The organism is Pararhizobium sp. LjRoot255 (assembly GCF_964252905.1).
Classification (GTDB): domain Bacteria; phylum Pseudomonadota; class Alphaproteobacteria; order Rhizobiales; family Rhizobiaceae; genus Pararhizobium.
Window position 1 is genome coordinate 149,025 of the sequence record NZ_CAXUPQ020000002.1, and the last position, 13,453, is coordinate 162,477.

Genomic DNA, 13,453 nt, shown 5'->3' on the forward strand with positions numbered 1-13,453 from the left:
TTGCTGCCTATCATGGGCGTGAGGATTGCATCCATACAACCAGATTTTTGGTTAATGAATGTTTAAAGGTGAACAGATTTATCAAACATCTCAACGTGCTAATACCGTCGGTAGTTGTGTTAGCCGCCGATCAGTCTCGCGTCACCTTGGTCGGCGTGGCTGTGCGAAAAAAGGCTCCCATCACCAACCTCCAGAGTTCCGGCCGGAACCCCATCCCTGCCAGGGCAGGTGGGGCCAGGCACCTTCGGGGGCTGAAAACGGAAATAATTGCCGGTAAGGCCTCCTGTTGACTGAGGCCCGAAGCCAGGGCGCAGATGGCATCCACTGTCGCTCGCGACGGAAAAACAGAGGCAGTTTAAAGCGATTTTGATAATCATGTGAGAATCCATGTCTCCCAAGCACGTGCAATTTTTGCCTGCATAAGTTCTCGGCATCCCACGATTCTCTTCAGGTTGACTACCGATCTGGTCGCCCGCAATTGCTCGACAGCAGTTTCGTCTTTTTCAATCTGCGATCGCAACTGGCTGGGACCACTTGTCGGCTTCCCCCGGCCTAAAACAAGCAGGTTTAACGCGACATGCGAGAAGCTGCGCTGGCTGCGCGCCCTCTACGTGGTAGAATAAGCGGCGGTCCCCTTACGACACCGAAAGGGCGGGCAGAGATATGGAGAGGCGGCTCACCGCGATACTTTCTGCCGATGTGGTCGGCTGCAGCCGCCTCATGGGAGCGGATGAGGGCGGCACGCTGGAGCGGTTGAAGGCCTGCCGTCGGGAGTTGGTCGATCCCGCGACCAGTCCGTATCGGAGACACAGCGAATTCAGTTGCGCATCGGCGTCAATCCTAGGCGACATCATTGTCGAAGGCGACGACATCTACGGCGACGGCGCCAACATCGCCGCACGCCTGCAGGCTATTGCCCAGCCCGGCGGAATTTGCATATCCGGCACCGCGTTCGATCACGCCGCGCACAAGGCCGACGTCGGTTTCTCGGCTCTCGGCGAGCAGCATCTGAAGAACATAGCCGATCCCGTTCGCGTCTATCGCGTTCTGCTCGACCCCTCGGAGGCGGGCAAGGTCGTCGCGGCCCCTCGGGCCGGACGGGCGGGCCATGATCCTGGCAACGTTTTGCAGTGCTGCTGATCGCGGCCGCTATCATTGTCATCGTATGGCAACGGCCGCTTGCGCCGCAACCTCCATCCATCGCGGTGCTTCCTTTCATCAACTTGAGTGGCGACCCCGGCCAGGATTATTTCACCGATAGAATCACCGACAACCTGATCACCGATCTCGCCAGGCTTTCGGACCTTGACGTCACCTCGTGCGCGCCGCGTATGAGCCTGATCATTTCCGCCTTGTCGGCCGCAGGGCCGTAGACCGAACTCATGCTCATGCATCCCAGCCCGAGGGCCGAGACGTCAAGATTTCCTAGCTTGCGGGTTTTCATACTCTTCACTCCTTTTGATTGGTCGTCATTTCCACCTGCTGCGTTGACGTCGGTCCATCACGCTTCCCGTTCCAGGTTGGCGAGATCGGAAACCGTCTCGGCACGAGGCCGGACGATGAATGCGAGCACCAGGACAAGCGTCAGTCCGATCAGAACCGTGGCCGCCTCCATCGCGATCGCTGCCCGATGCGCAAGGAGCGCCGTTCCGGAAAGACCATCGCTGCCGAAAACGGAAGCTGCGACCAGAATGCCGAGGCCGAGCGAACTGCCGAGCTGGTGGGACACGTTGACCACGCCCGAGGCGGCCCCGGCCCTGTCGAGGGGAACCCGGACTATGCCCGAAGCCGTGAGAGGACCGAGAGCACCACCCTGGCCTGCACCGACCAGCATCATCGGCAACACGAGGGTCCAAATGGAGGAGCCTTCGATCGCCGCGCTCAGCCACCCCATGCCCACGAGCCCGGCCATGACGCTCCCCGTGAGGACCGGACCGGAACCAAAGCGGCCGATCAGTGCCGGGGCGCACATGGCGGCTGCAAAGTTGACGACAGTGGTGGGCAGGAAGGTGATCCCGGCAGCGGCTGGGCTGAGACCGGCGACGCTCTGCAGATATTGCGCAACGAAGAAATAGAAGCCTACATTCGCGCCCAGGAACAATGCCCGTCCCGCATAGGCGGCCACGCGTTCACCGTCGGCAAAAAGAGCCAGCGGCATGATGGGCTCAGCGGCCCGGGATTCGACGATGACAAACACGGCCATCATTACGACGCCGACAGCAACAGCGGAGATTGTCACAGGGTCATCCCAGCCCGACGACGCGGACCGGATCACGCCATAAACGAGCGAAACCATGGCGATCGTGGAGGCAATCGCTCCGAGGATGTCGAAGCGTGCCGGGGACTTTTCAGTTTCGGCGACATAGCGCCCGGCGGCAAGCATCATGGCAATGCCGATGGGCAGGTTGATGAAGAAGCCCACGCGCCAGGATAGCCAGTCTGCTAACAGCCCGCCAACGACGAGACCGACGGCGGCAGAGACACCCGCAGCGGCCGCATAGTAGGAGACCGCCCGTGTTCGTTCGGGGCCCGGTTCGAAGTTGGTCTGCAGGAGGGCGAGTGTCGACGGGGCGAGGAATGCCGATCCGAGGCCCTGTACACCGCGCGCAGCGATCATGACCGCCGGGGTCTCGGCAAGGCCGATGACGAGCGATGCCAGGGCGAATACAGCGAGACCGACGAGCAGCATGCGCCGCCTTCCCAATATGTCCCCGGCCCGCGCGCCGAGAAGCAGGAAGCCGCCGAATGCGAGCGTATAGGCCGTCGATACCCACGACAGGCCCGCATCGGTGAAGCCGAGCTCGGCATGGATTTTCGGTAGCCCGGTGAGGACGATCGAGATGTCCAAAACGATCATTACATAGCTCACCAGGATGATGGCGAGGATCGCGGACTGGTTGGTTCCGCGCGGTTGATGGGTGACCTGCTGCATGTTGGTTTCCGGGAGGAAGGACAGGAGCGGCGGGGTGCCGCTGTTTCGATATCCGGAATCTAGCGGTTGAGCTCGTTTTCGATTAGCGGCTATAATCCGCATAAACCTATTAGATGGACTAATGAATGCCCCAGGAGAACTTCAACGACCTCGTCGCCTTCCTCGCGGTCGCGCGGGAGCAGAGCTTCACGAAGGCCGCGGCGAAGCTGGGCGTCTCGCAATCGGCGCTCAGCCAGACCGTTCGCGGGCTCGAGGCGCGCCTCGGCATCCGGCTCCTGACGCGCACCACGCGCAGCGTCTCGCCGACCGAGGCCGGAGAGCGCCTGCTCAACACGGTGGGGCCACGGTTCGAGGAAATCGAGGCGGAACTCGGCGCGCTCAGCGAATTGAAGGACAGGCCGTCGGGCACGATCCGGATCACGGCCGGCGAGCATCCCGCCATCTGCGTTGTTGCGCCGGCGATCCGGAAGCTGGCCGTCGACTACCCCGACATCAACGTCGAAGTCATCGTCGACTACGGACTGACGGATATCGTCGCGGAGCGTTACGACGCAGGCATCCGGCTCGGAGAACAGGTCGCCAAGGACATGATCGCGGTGAAGGTGAGCGGCGACATGCGGATGGCGGTGGTCGGCTCTCCGGCCTATTTCGAGCACCACCGTCGTCCGGAAACCCCGCAGGACTTGACCGGGCACAATTGCATCAACATGCGGCTTCCCACCCGCGGCGGCATCTACCCCTGGGAGTTCGAGCGCGACGGCCGGGAAATCCGTGTGAGGGTCGATGGACAGCTCGTCTTCAACAACCTCGCCATGCGGATCGACGCCGTGCTCTCCGGCCTTGGCCTCGCCTATCTGCCGGAGGACCAGGCCATCGGCTATCTCGCCTCTGGCCGTCTTGAGCGCGTTCTGGAGGACTGGTGCGAACCGTTCCCCGGCTACCACCTTTATTATCCGAACCGCAGACACGCATCGCCCGCGTTTGCCCTTTTCGTGGATGCCCTTCGGTTTCGCGGCTGATCGAAGAATATCCCATCACGGCTTATCAACTGATCGTGATTTATAAGCTGCGCTAATAGGCTCATACGGTTTACGCCGGCTAATGCTGCGGCGCACTCTCAGCTACCTTGGCTATACCCAATGTGCTGAGAAGGAATCCAATGAAAGGCGAACGCACCATCATCGCCGCCGCAATCACGACTGCGGTGCAACTGACCTCGACGGCGGCATTCGCCGCGAGCGGCGAGCGGATTTCAGTGCTGCGTGCCGGCTCGCAACCATCGACCGCCGGTGCACCGGAGACCTTCACCGGGGCCGTCCGTGTCACATCGCGCTTCAAAGGCACCGATCCCGGGCGCATCGGCGGCGGCATCGTGTCCTTCGATCCCGGCGCGCGCACGGCATGGCACAGCCATCCACTCGGCCAGACCCTCTTCGTCACCACCGGCATCGGGTTGGTGCAGCACTGGAGCGGCGACATTCAGGAGATCAAGCCGGGCGACTTCGTCTGGATACCGCCCGGCGTCAAGCACTGGCACGGCGCGGCACCCGGCGTCGGCATGTCCCATCTCGCCTTCTCGGAGGCGCTCGACGGCAAGGCGGTCGACTGGATGGAGCACGTGACCGACGACCAATACGCGAATTGATCCCCCATCTCAGAACACGTCAGGCTACCAATGACATTCAGCAGGACCAGACTTTTGCGTGTCGCACTCGCGTTTTCGGCAGTCGCCGTCATGGGCATCCAGGTCCATGCCGAGACGAACCGCGTCCAGTTCCCCGAAAACCTCGACGACCTCGTGCACTACACGACCGTGCGCCGCGGCAACGTGACCGAACACATCAGGACCACGCGCGAGGCGATCGACGCCGTCAAGCAGGGGCAACCGATCCCGCACGGTACCCACTTCGTGCTGGTCGACTACCGCGACGGCGCGGTCCACCGCTACTTCGTGATGCAGAAGGGCCAAGGCTGGGGCAATGACTATGACGAAGGCCGCCGCACGGAAGACTGGCAGTTCCAGTGGTTCTGGGCCGACCAGTCGATCAACATGGACGAGAACACGGCGCGCTGTCAGTCCTGTCATTCCTCGCGTTCCGACAAAAGCTTTCTCTACACGTTCGATGCGCTTTCTGCGTTCGACGGCACGGTGATCGAATGACGATCGCCGGCCATCCACGGGAGCTTTCCCGATGAACCCCGTGTTCCTGCTGCGGCTGGCCTTGGACTTTCTTGCCGTCGGTCTGTTCGTGGCCGCTATGGCTTACTGGTGGATGGACAACCGCTCGCACGAACTGATCGGAACGGGCATGTTCGCGCTGCTCTTCCTTCACAACATCTTCAATCGGCGCTGGTATGCCGGCTTTCCCCGGACGCGGCGGCAGGCAAAGCCGCTCGTCACCGTCGGGCTCAACCTCACGCTGCTTGTGACGATGGTGACCCTGCTGACCACGAGCATTCTGATCTCGCAGTCGCTTTTCGGGTTTCTCGCCATCGGCGGCCCCGATGCCAGGGACATCCATATCCTGGCTGCCTACTGGGCCGTGATCATCGTTTCGATCCATCTGGGCCTTCATTGGTCGATCGTCATGAATGTCGTGCGAAACGTGATTGGTGTCCGTCAGCCCCGCCTCGACAGGACCGTGCTTCTCAGGCTCGCGGCTGCGGGGATCGCGGCGTATGGCGTCTACAGTTCCTTCGAACTCGACATCGGGTCGCGACTTCTCCTGATCCCCACGATGCAGTTCTGGGATTTCAACGAGGATACCGCCGGGTTCTTTCTCCGCATCGGCTCAATTGCCGGACTTTACAGCGCGGCGGGTCACTACGGCAGCACGGCCCTCCAGGCCTTTCGACGCGGCCCGGTCGCTCAGCCGACACCGTTGCGGCCGTGAGGACCGAGCGCAGCCAACATGGCGATGCCGGCGCCCATTCCATTTTACCAACAAAGGACATGAAAGATGCAGACGAAGCAACCAATCGAGCTTAACCGTCGAGGCCTGCTGCTGGCAGCCGGCACCCTGGCCGCCGCGGCAAACGTCAGTGCTGCGCAGGCCCAGACCGCGACACCGACAGAGGATACGGCCGCCATCAGCACATCGGAAATCGGACGGCGCAAGCTCGGCTCGCTCGAAGTGTCGAGCGTTGGGATCGGCGTCCAGAACATGAGCCGAACCTATCAGCAGACCATTCCGACGCGGGCGGAGATGCACAACATCATTCGCACCGCCTTCGACCGCGGCCTGACCTTCTACGATGCCGCCGAGGCCTACGGCCCGCACGAGGTCGAGCGGATTCTTGGCGAGGGTGTCGAACCGTTCCGCGACCAGATCGTCATCGCCACAAAGTTCGGCTGGAACATCGACCTCGAGACTGGGGAACGCAAACCCGGGCTCAACAGCCGCCCGGAACATATAAAGCTGGTGGTCGAGGGCATGCTGAAGCGGCTCCGCACCGACCGTATCGATCTGCTCTACCAGCACCGTGTCGACCCGCAGGTGCCGATCGAAGACGTCGCCGGCGTGGTGAAGAACCTGATGACAGAGGGCAAGGTCCTGCACTGGGGTCTATCCGAAATGGGGTTGAACACGCTGCGCCGCGCGCACGCCGTGTTGCCGGTCACAGCCGTTCAGAGTGAATACTCCATGTTGTGGCGTGGCCCGGAGAAAGGCGCGATCCCGGTATGCGAGGAACTCGGCATCGGCTTCGTGCCATGGAGCCCGCTCGGCGTCGGCTTCCTCACCGGCGCGATCGACGCAAGGACACGGTTTGCCCAAGGCGACATTCGCGGCATCGAAACCCGCTTCTCCCCGGAAAACCTGCCGCACAATGTGGCGCTCGTCGAACTCTTGAGGGTTTGGGCTGAGCGCAAGCGGGCCAGACTCGGGCAAATCGCACTGGCATGGCTTATGGCCCAGAAGCCCTGGATCGTGCCGATCCCCGGGACGACGCAGATGGCCCACATGATTGAAAACATCAGCGCACCGGCGCTGCAGTTTTCGTCTGCCGAAATCGCGGAGCTGAACGCCTCTGTGTCGGCAATCGAAATCCAGGGTGCAAGGCTGCCCGACGCCGTTCAGGCCTATTCCGACGTGGAGGCGCCCCAGAAGTCCTGATCCTCAGAGACTCTGACACAGCTAAAGCGGCCCAAAGCGCGATCTTCGCTTTGGGCCGCCGACAGCGGAAATAATTGCCGCTCGTCCCTCTGCTGACTGAGGCCCAAAGCCAGGGCACAAAGGTGGCACCCGCGATCGCTCGCGACGGAAAAACATTGGGAATTCAAAGGTATTTTTACTAAGCCTTTGAAATAAGGTGATAATCCAGATTGCCCAAGCAACCGCAATTTTTGGCCGCATTGCCATCTCAGCATCCTCTCACGCCCGTCAGAAAATCGGCAGAAGCTTCAGCCAGCGAAGATTCGGTATCGTGGTCGCCCTCCATTCGAGACATCACATTTTCAATCTGCGATCGCAACGGCACTGGCTAGGGATCCTCTTTTGTGTGGAAATTAATTCCGCCTTGCGATCCAAATCGGCCTTTCAAGGAGAAGAATTCCGAATTTGCGCTATGGTCGTCGCGCGGATGGAAGACGTTGGATCGGGAGGCAGATACTATGAATCTGTGCGGCATCCGCTAGGGACGCTGGCGGAGGATCACTTCCTGCACATGATCCATACGCTTCTTTGAACTCCAGGACCTAACAGGGTCAATTCAATGCGGCGGTGCGAAGTTTCGTCGGAGACTGTCCGAAAGTCTGCGTAAAGGCGCGAGAGAAGTGCGACGCGTTCTCAAAGCCGACTTCAAGAGCAATTTCAATCAAGGACGCTTTGGTTTTGACAAGCAGTTGCTTTGCTCGCTCCATTCGCACCCGTCGATATACGAGGGCGGGAGAGCTTTTCGTTTCGCCCATGAAGAGACGCTCAAGTTGCCTTCTGGAGAGGCCAACCGATGCCGCGAGCTCGTGGATTGCTAACCTACCCTCAATATGCTGATCCATCATGATCAGCACGGCTCTTATTCTGGGGTCTTTACACTCGATGGACAGGGGCTTGCGAGTTTGGATAGCAAGGGCAGTTCGCGCCTTTTCGATGTGGAGAACCTCCAGAGCATTTCGTTCGGCTTCCTTGCTGATGTGACGCCGCACAATCGAAGCCGCCATGTCGGCAGCGCTGCTTCCCCCAGCGCACGAACCTCTGGTCCTATCGAGATTGAATATTCGGTCAGACCGAACCTGGTGATCGGGGAAACGCTCGCGAAACGCATTGTAGTGAAGCCAGCTTACGCATGTACGATGTCCCTTCATCAGACCGATTTCGGCAAGTATGAATGAGCCGGTGCACACGCCGATCAGCCGAACGTTCTGTGTAGCCGCCTTCTTCAGGAAGGTGACCGTTTCCTGGTCGACAGACGATTCATCTTGGAGGAGACCGCCAACCACCACGATATAATGGAACTGGCTAGGGTCGACGAAATCCGAGGTCGGCGCGACTTTGACGCCGCAACTGGATGTTATGAGATGCCGAGTGCTGCCGAGAACTTCCCAATCGGCGAGAACACGGCCTGATCTGTCGAATTCGTCACTGGCAAGTCGCAGCGTGTCCACGAACAGCGCGAACGCGGAGAGCGTAAAAGACTTCGCGAGAACGAAGCCTATCCTTAGTCGCTCAATGGTCGCGTTTGAATCTGAGGTTTTCATTTCAGCTTCACACCATTGCTCGTCTATTTGATCTGGAACCCATGCGCCAATGGATCGCGGTCATCAACAAAGATCGTGTTATGGCCGATGATCCTCGCCCACCCGCCGACACTTGGTTTGATGCCTCTAAATGGGCCGACATCAATTTCGTCCTCAATGCGTCCTTCGAACACCGTGCCGATCAGGCTTTCCTGGCGAAAGAACGCACCGACCTTTAATCGGCCCTTGCCGTGAAGCTGGGCCATCCGCGCCGATGTGCCCGTTCCACCCGGCGATCGATCGATCGCCTTGTCGCCATAGAAGACTGCCCCACGGCCGTCGGCACTGTCGCTCATCGGACCATCGCACCAGATGGCGTGGTGAACGCCACGTATCCTGTTGTCATCCGGATGCTGCGGGTCGCAGACATCGGCCAAGGCGTCACGCAACCTTACACTGAGGTCGACAATATTGCCCGCCGACATTCCTTCCAGTCCTGCCCAGCACTCCTGCGGTTCGATCACAGCGTAATAGTTTCCGCCATAGGCGATGTCGACGACCAGACGTCCGACGCCCGGAACGTCAACCGCCACATCCGATGCATGGAGGTAGCTTGGTACGTTGAACATGCGCACCGACTCCACGAACTCGCCGGGCTTTTCGTACTCGATGTCGACCCGACCCGCCGGGGTTTCGATCGATAATCTCCCCGCGACCCTCGGCGTGACGAGACCTTCTTCGATGGCAGCGGTGACAAGACCGATGGTGCCTGCGCCGCACATTGGCAGGCATCCGCTGACTTCAATGAAGATGACGGCGAAGTCGCAGTCCTCGCGATAGGCGGGATAGATGATCGCGCCCGACATGATGTCGTGGCCGCGCGGTTCGAACATCAGCGCCTGGCGCACCCAGTCGTGATCGCGGACGAACAGCTCGCGGCGCTCGGCGATCGGCAGGTGCGGCAGGAGGGGACCGCCGCCCGCGACGAGACGGACCGGATTGCCGCACGTATGGGAATCGATGCAGAAGAAGCTGCGCCGCATGGTGGTTCCTTTCTCGTCTTCTCAGTGACTAGGCGCCGGTGCCTGACGCCCTTGAAGCGCGCCGCGCGACAGCCTGTCGAGGAGTATTGCCACCGCCACGATGGCGAGCCCGGCGCGCAAGCCCAGCCCCATTTCCATTCGTGTCAGCCCGCGTGTGACCTCGGCACCCAGTCCACCGGCTCCAACAAGCCCTGCGAGAACGACGATGGCCAACGAGAGGAGGATGCATTGGTTCAGTCCCACGAGCAGTGTCGGAGTGGCCGCCGGAATTTCGATCTTGAAGAGGATCGAGCGCGGCGAAGCGCCGGTTGCTTGTCCGAGTTCCAACAGGTCCTTCGGAACCTGGTTGAACGCCAAAGTTGTCAGTCGCAGCATCGGCGGTATGCCATAGACGATCGTGGCGATAATCGCCGGGACCCGCCCGAGGCTGAAGATCATCACGGCCGGGATGAGATAAACCCACGGGGGAACCGTCTGCATGATGTCCAGCACGGGACGGATCGCCGCCTCGAACTTCCGATACCGGGATGCCAAGATGCCGAGGGGAAACGCGATCAGCACCGAAATACAAACGGACACTGTCACCAGCGCAAGCGTCTGCATCGAAGCTTCCCAGAGTCCAGCCAGGAAACAGAATGCCAGTGCTATCCCACTGGTGACCGCGACGCGGATATTCACGACGATTGCAGCGAAAGCGACGATGACAATGGTGACTGCGTAATAGGGCAGATAAAGCAGCGCAGATTCAATGCCTCCCAGGACTGCCTCGATCACCCTTGTCACGATGTCGAAGAAGGGATGAAAATTGGCGTTCAGCCAGTCGACGACAGGGGCGAGGTAGGCGCCCGGAGAAAACCGAATGGATTCCAGGTTCATCATTTGCCTCCATTGGTGCGGCGTGCTGCACTTTGCGTCAGTCGATCGATCACCATGGTGAGGATCACAATCGCGATGGCGGCGTTGATCGAGGTGGCGATGTCGAGTGTTCTGACGGCACTATAGATCGTTTCGCCCAAGCCGCCGGAACCGACGATGCCAGCAATTACCACCATGCCGAAGGCCATCATCAGGCTCTGGTTGATCCCGGCCATGACGCTGGGGACCGCGAAGGGCAGCCTTATCTTGGCAAACATCTGCCATGGCGTCAGACCGCTCGCCTGGCCCAGTTCGATGAACTCGTGCGGGGTCCTGCGAATGCCGAGAGAAGTCAATCTGATCGCCGGAGGCATCGCGACGATGACAGTCGCCATCAGGGCAGTGGCAGGTCCGTATCCCATCAGCGCGATCGCTGGCAGAAGGTAAATGTAAGGCGGCAGGGTCTGGATGAGATCGAGCACCGGTTCGACAATCCTGTCGAACGTCTTGACGAACCCGGCCACGACGCCGAGCGGGATGCCGATGACAAGCGCCAGGACAGTAGCCGTGATGACCAAGGCCAGCGTGCTCATGGTCTCCGCCCACAGGCCCATCACCGCGCAGCCGATCAGAGCCAATCCGATCAGTAATCCAGCCGTGATGTTGATCAGGCGCCATCCCAGTGCCGCCGCGATGATCGCGACCACATAAAACGGCGGGAGCTGCACCAGCCAAAGGACCCCCTCGTAGGTGCCTTCCAGTACTGCCCTGATGCTGTCGAACAGCCATGAGGCATTGTCACTGATCCAGTTGAGCGCATCGTCGATCTTTTCATCGAAGCTGTCCGTTATGACTGACGTGTCCATGACATTCCCCGATCTATGCCGCTGCTGGCACGTTGCCTGGATTTCCGGCGACGCCACACAGCAGTCCGCGCGCGGTGACGACACCGACGACCTTGCCGTCTTCGACGACAGCAACCGCATCCCGCTTGGACTGCATGGTCAAGTCGATCAGTTCACCGATGTCGGCCTCAGGTGTGGTGCGCAGCAACGAGCCCACGTCGACGTCAGGTTGACCGCTCACGTATTCGGCGACAGTCATCATGACGGAGTGCGCCTTGACGAGGTGGATTCTGGAGATGCCCGCCACGAATTCGGCGACATAGGCGTCGGCGGGCTTGGTCACGATCTCCTCGGCATTGCCGACCTGGACGATGACCCCGTCCTTCATGATGGCGATACGGTCACCGATCCGGATGGCTTCCTCGAGATCGTGGGTGATGAACACGGCAGATTTCCCAAGCGACTTGGTAAGCTGCCGGAATTCATCCTGGAGTTGGCGGCGGATCAAGGGGTCGAGCGCGCTGAACGGCTCGTCCATCAGGATGATCTCGGGATCGGCGGCGATGGCGCGGGCCAGACCGACGCGCTGCTGCATGCCGCCCGACAGTTCCGCCGGATATCGCCCGGTCCAGTCGGAGAGACCGACCTTATCCAGGGCCGCACGGGCTATCTTGTATCGCTCTTCCTTCGGAACGCCCCGGACTTCAAGACCGAAGGCGGCGTTTTCCAGGACGGTACGATGAGGCAGAAGCGCAACGCTTTGGAACACCATTCCGATGTTCCTGGCTCGTATGTCCCGCAGTTGGGCGGCATTCAAGGACGAGATATCCCTGCCTTTGACGAGGATTTTGCCAAGGCTCGGTTCGATCAACCTGTTGAGAAGACGGATGAGGGTCGACTTGCCGCTGCCGGACAGTCCCATGATACAGAAAATCTCGCCGCGGCGGACCTGCAGGCTGGCGTCGGACACCCCCACCACGCAGTCAAAGTCCGTCAGCACCTGTTTCTTCGACAGGCCGTTCTTCTTGACTGCCGCAACGGCCGCGTTCGCTTTGGCTCCGAAAATTTTCCAGACGGACTGGCAGTCGATCAAAACATCGCTGGCATTATTCATTTCAGTGTTCATAGCGTTCCCCGCGAACCAGTTTGATACCGGCGTTCTTTTCGTGGAAGTCCGGGCCGAGCCGCCGAATTCTTCAGCGGCTCGGCCGTTAGGTGTTACTCCGATTTGATATTTTCCCAACGCTTAAGAAGATCGGCATGGCTGTCGGTCCAGTCCTTGACCGCCTCGTCCATCGTCTTGCCGTCGTTGACCGCGCTGTTGATCGCAGTGATGTCGGCAAGCGGGACGTACACGCTGGCAATGACCTCACGGGCGTGAGGATTTTCGGCCGAGAAGCCCTTCTGGCCGATCCAGTAGTAGCTCTGCGGCGGCGGGAATACGCCCTTCGGATCAGCCAGGAACTTCACGTCGTATTTCTGCATCATCCACGACGGCTCCCAGATCGTCACGGCAATCCATTCCTTGCGGTCGGTTGCAGACTTGAGTGCGGCGGTCATGGCCGCGGTGCTGCCTTCGACGAGCTGGAGCTTGAGGCCATATTCCTTTACGGAATTGCTTGTGTCGCGCATCAGACCCGAGCCCGGTTCGATGCCGACGATCTTGCCGCCGAACTTGTCGGCGTTGTCGTTCAACTGGTCCATCGAGTCGATGGTCACGTATTTGGGTACCGCTACGCCCTGGAACAGGCCATGCGAAACCGGCGAGATTTTCTCGAGGCGCTTCTTGTTCTTGTCCCAGTAATCCTGCGCGACATAGTCCGTCTGCGAGGCGAGGATCTGGATGTCACCCTTGCTGAGGGCAGCGTAAGCGATGCCCCATTCGGAGAACGGTACCACCTTCACAGCGTACCCAGAATCCTCCAGAACCTTTTTTGTAATACCGGTGATCGGGGTCAGATCTTCCCACGACATCGTACCGATGGTGATGGACTTTTCTTCCGCATGCGCCGACATCATGGTCATTCCGACCATTGCCGCAGCACATAGCGCTTTCCACAGAGTCTTCATGTTTCGCTCCTAGTTTTCGTTCCCATTATCGTTG

The 13,453-nt window shown here is 60.1% G+C and carries 12 protein-coding genes and 2 pseudogenes; 6 read left to right on the top strand and 8 right to left on the bottom strand.

The window, feature by feature from the left end; translation table 11 throughout:
• Nucleotides 1-663 precede the first annotated feature (663 nt).
• Nucleotides 664-1,313, top strand: a pseudogene (locus ACSQ2W_RS19685) (adenylate/guanylate cyclase domain-containing protein); the annotation flags it as partial.
• A gap of 2 nt (nt 1,314-1,315) precedes the next feature.
• Here the strand turns inward: ACSQ2W_RS19685 and ACSQ2W_RS19690 are convergent.
• A pseudogene (locus tag ACSQ2W_RS19690) lies at nt 1,316-1,444 on the bottom strand (aldo/keto reductase); the annotation flags it as partial.
• A gap of 57 nt (nt 1,445-1,501) precedes the next feature.
• Nucleotides 1,502-2,932 carry an MFS transporter gene (locus ACSQ2W_RS19695; RefSeq protein WP_436087944.1) on the bottom strand — a complete coding sequence of 477 codons (1,431 nt, stop codon included), beginning with the start codon at nt 2,930-2,932 and terminating at the stop codon, nt 1,502-1,504.
• Nucleotides 2,933-3,057: 125 nt separating this feature from the next.
• Here ACSQ2W_RS19695 and ACSQ2W_RS19700 point away from each other — a divergent pair, with 125 nt between their 5' ends.
• The 5 genes from ACSQ2W_RS19700 to ACSQ2W_RS19720 all read left to right on the top strand — a co-directional run bounded on the left by ACSQ2W_RS19700 (nt 3,058) and on the right by ACSQ2W_RS19720 (nt 7,047).
• On the top strand, nt 3,058-3,951 hold the full coding sequence (locus ACSQ2W_RS19700) for a LysR family transcriptional regulator (protein WP_436087945.1): 894 nt from the start codon (nt 3,058-3,060) through the stop codon (nt 3,949-3,951).
• Nucleotides 3,952-4,091: 140 nt separating this feature from the next.
• Complete coding sequence (locus ACSQ2W_RS19705) at nt 4,092-4,577, top strand: (R)-mandelonitrile lyase (RefSeq protein ID WP_436087946.1); 486 nt, start codon at nt 4,092-4,094, stop codon at nt 4,575-4,577.
• A 90-nt stretch (nt 4,578-4,667) separates the two neighbouring features.
• The gene (locus tag ACSQ2W_RS19710; RefSeq protein ID WP_436088934.1) at nt 4,668-5,093 is read left to right on the top strand and encodes a cytochrome P460 family protein; all 426 of its coding nucleotides are present in this window, start codon (nt 4,668-4,670) and stop codon (nt 5,091-5,093) included.
• A gap of 31 nt (nt 5,094-5,124) precedes the next feature.
• A complete protein-coding gene (locus tag ACSQ2W_RS19715; protein ID WP_436087947.1) occupies nt 5,125-5,826 on the top strand; it encodes a DUF4405 domain-containing protein in 702 nt (233 codons plus the stop codon).
• A gap of 66 nt (nt 5,827-5,892) precedes the next feature.
• Nucleotides 5,893-7,047 carry an aldo/keto reductase gene (locus ACSQ2W_RS19720; RefSeq protein WP_436087948.1) on the top strand — a complete coding sequence of 385 codons (1,155 nt, stop codon included), beginning with the start codon at nt 5,893-5,895 and terminating at the stop codon, nt 7,045-7,047.
• A 590-nt stretch (nt 7,048-7,637) separates the two neighbouring features.
• Here the strand turns inward: ACSQ2W_RS19720 and ACSQ2W_RS19725 are convergent.
• The 6 genes from ACSQ2W_RS19725 to ACSQ2W_RS19750 form a co-directional block, all read right to left on the bottom strand.
• A complete protein-coding gene (locus ACSQ2W_RS19725) occupies nt 7,638-8,627 on the bottom strand; it encodes a GlxA family transcriptional regulator (protein WP_436087949.1) in 990 nt (329 codons plus the stop codon).
• 23 nt (nt 8,628-8,650) lie between these two features.
• Nucleotides 8,651-9,649: a 4-hydroxyproline epimerase gene (locus tag ACSQ2W_RS19730; RefSeq protein ID WP_436087950.1), complete on the bottom strand. Its 999-nt coding sequence runs from the start codon at nt 9,647-9,649 to the stop codon at nt 8,651-8,653.
• A 21-nt stretch (nt 9,650-9,670) separates the two neighbouring features.
• On the bottom strand, nt 9,671-10,525 hold the full coding sequence (locus ACSQ2W_RS19735) for an ABC transporter permease (protein WP_436087951.1): 855 nt from the start codon (nt 10,523-10,525) through the stop codon (nt 9,671-9,673).
• Nucleotides 10,525-11,370 (bottom strand): ABC transporter permease, encoded by an 846-nt coding sequence (locus ACSQ2W_RS19740; RefSeq protein ID WP_436087952.1) that lies wholly within the window; start codon nt 11,368-11,370, stop codon nt 10,525-10,527. The genes ACSQ2W_RS19735 and ACSQ2W_RS19740 overlap by 1 nt, the downstream gene beginning before the upstream one ends.
• Before the next feature lie 13 nt (nt 11,371-11,383).
• Nucleotides 11,384-12,475, bottom strand: coding sequence for a quaternary amine ABC transporter ATP-binding protein (locus tag ACSQ2W_RS19745; protein ID WP_436087953.1), 1,092 nt, complete (start codon nt 12,473-12,475; stop codon nt 11,384-11,386).
• 92 nt (nt 12,476-12,567) lie between these two features.
• Nucleotides 12,568-13,419, bottom strand: a complete 852-nt coding sequence (locus ACSQ2W_RS19750) for a glycine betaine ABC transporter substrate-binding protein (RefSeq protein WP_436087954.1) — start codon at nt 13,417-13,419, stop codon at nt 12,568-12,570.
• Between the last annotated feature and the right edge of the window lie 34 nt (nt 13,420-13,453).

Coding starts and splice junctions, on each gene's coding strand:
- ACSQ2W_RS19695 (WP_436087944.1), bottom strand. CDS start 2,932: ATGCAGCAGGTCACCCATCAACCGCGCGGAACCAACCAGTCCGCGATC.
- ACSQ2W_RS19700 (WP_436087945.1), top strand. CDS start 3,058: ATGCCCCAGGAGAACTTCAACGACCTCGTCGCCTTCCTCGCGGTCGCG.
- ACSQ2W_RS19705 (WP_436087946.1), top strand. CDS start 4,092: ATGAAAGGCGAACGCACCATCATCGCCGCCGCAATCACGACTGCGGTG.
- ACSQ2W_RS19710 (WP_436088934.1), top strand. CDS start 4,668: ATGGGCATCCAGGTCCATGCCGAGACGAACCGCGTCCAGTTCCCCGAA.
- ACSQ2W_RS19715 (WP_436087947.1), top strand. CDS start 5,125: ATGAACCCCGTGTTCCTGCTGCGGCTGGCCTTGGACTTTCTTGCCGTC.
- ACSQ2W_RS19720 (WP_436087948.1), top strand. CDS start 5,893: ATGCAGACGAAGCAACCAATCGAGCTTAACCGTCGAGGCCTGCTGCTG.
- ACSQ2W_RS19725 (WP_436087949.1), bottom strand. CDS start 8,627: ATGAAAACCTCAGATTCAAACGCGACCATTGAGCGACTAAGGATAGGC.
- ACSQ2W_RS19730 (WP_436087950.1), bottom strand. CDS start 9,649: ATGCGGCGCAGCTTCTTCTGCATCGATTCCCATACGTGCGGCAATCCG.
- ACSQ2W_RS19735 (WP_436087951.1), bottom strand. CDS start 10,525: ATGAACCTGGAATCCATTCGGTTTTCTCCGGGCGCCTACCTCGCCCCT.
- ACSQ2W_RS19740 (WP_436087952.1), bottom strand. CDS start 11,370: ATGGACACGTCAGTCATAACGGACAGCTTCGATGAAAAGATCGACGAT.
- ACSQ2W_RS19745 (WP_436087953.1), bottom strand. CDS start 12,475: ATGAACACTGAAATGAATAATGCCAGCGATGTTTTGATCGACTGCCAG.
- ACSQ2W_RS19750 (WP_436087954.1), bottom strand. CDS start 13,419: ATGAAGACTCTGTGGAAAGCGCTATGTGCTGCGGCAATGGTCGGAATG.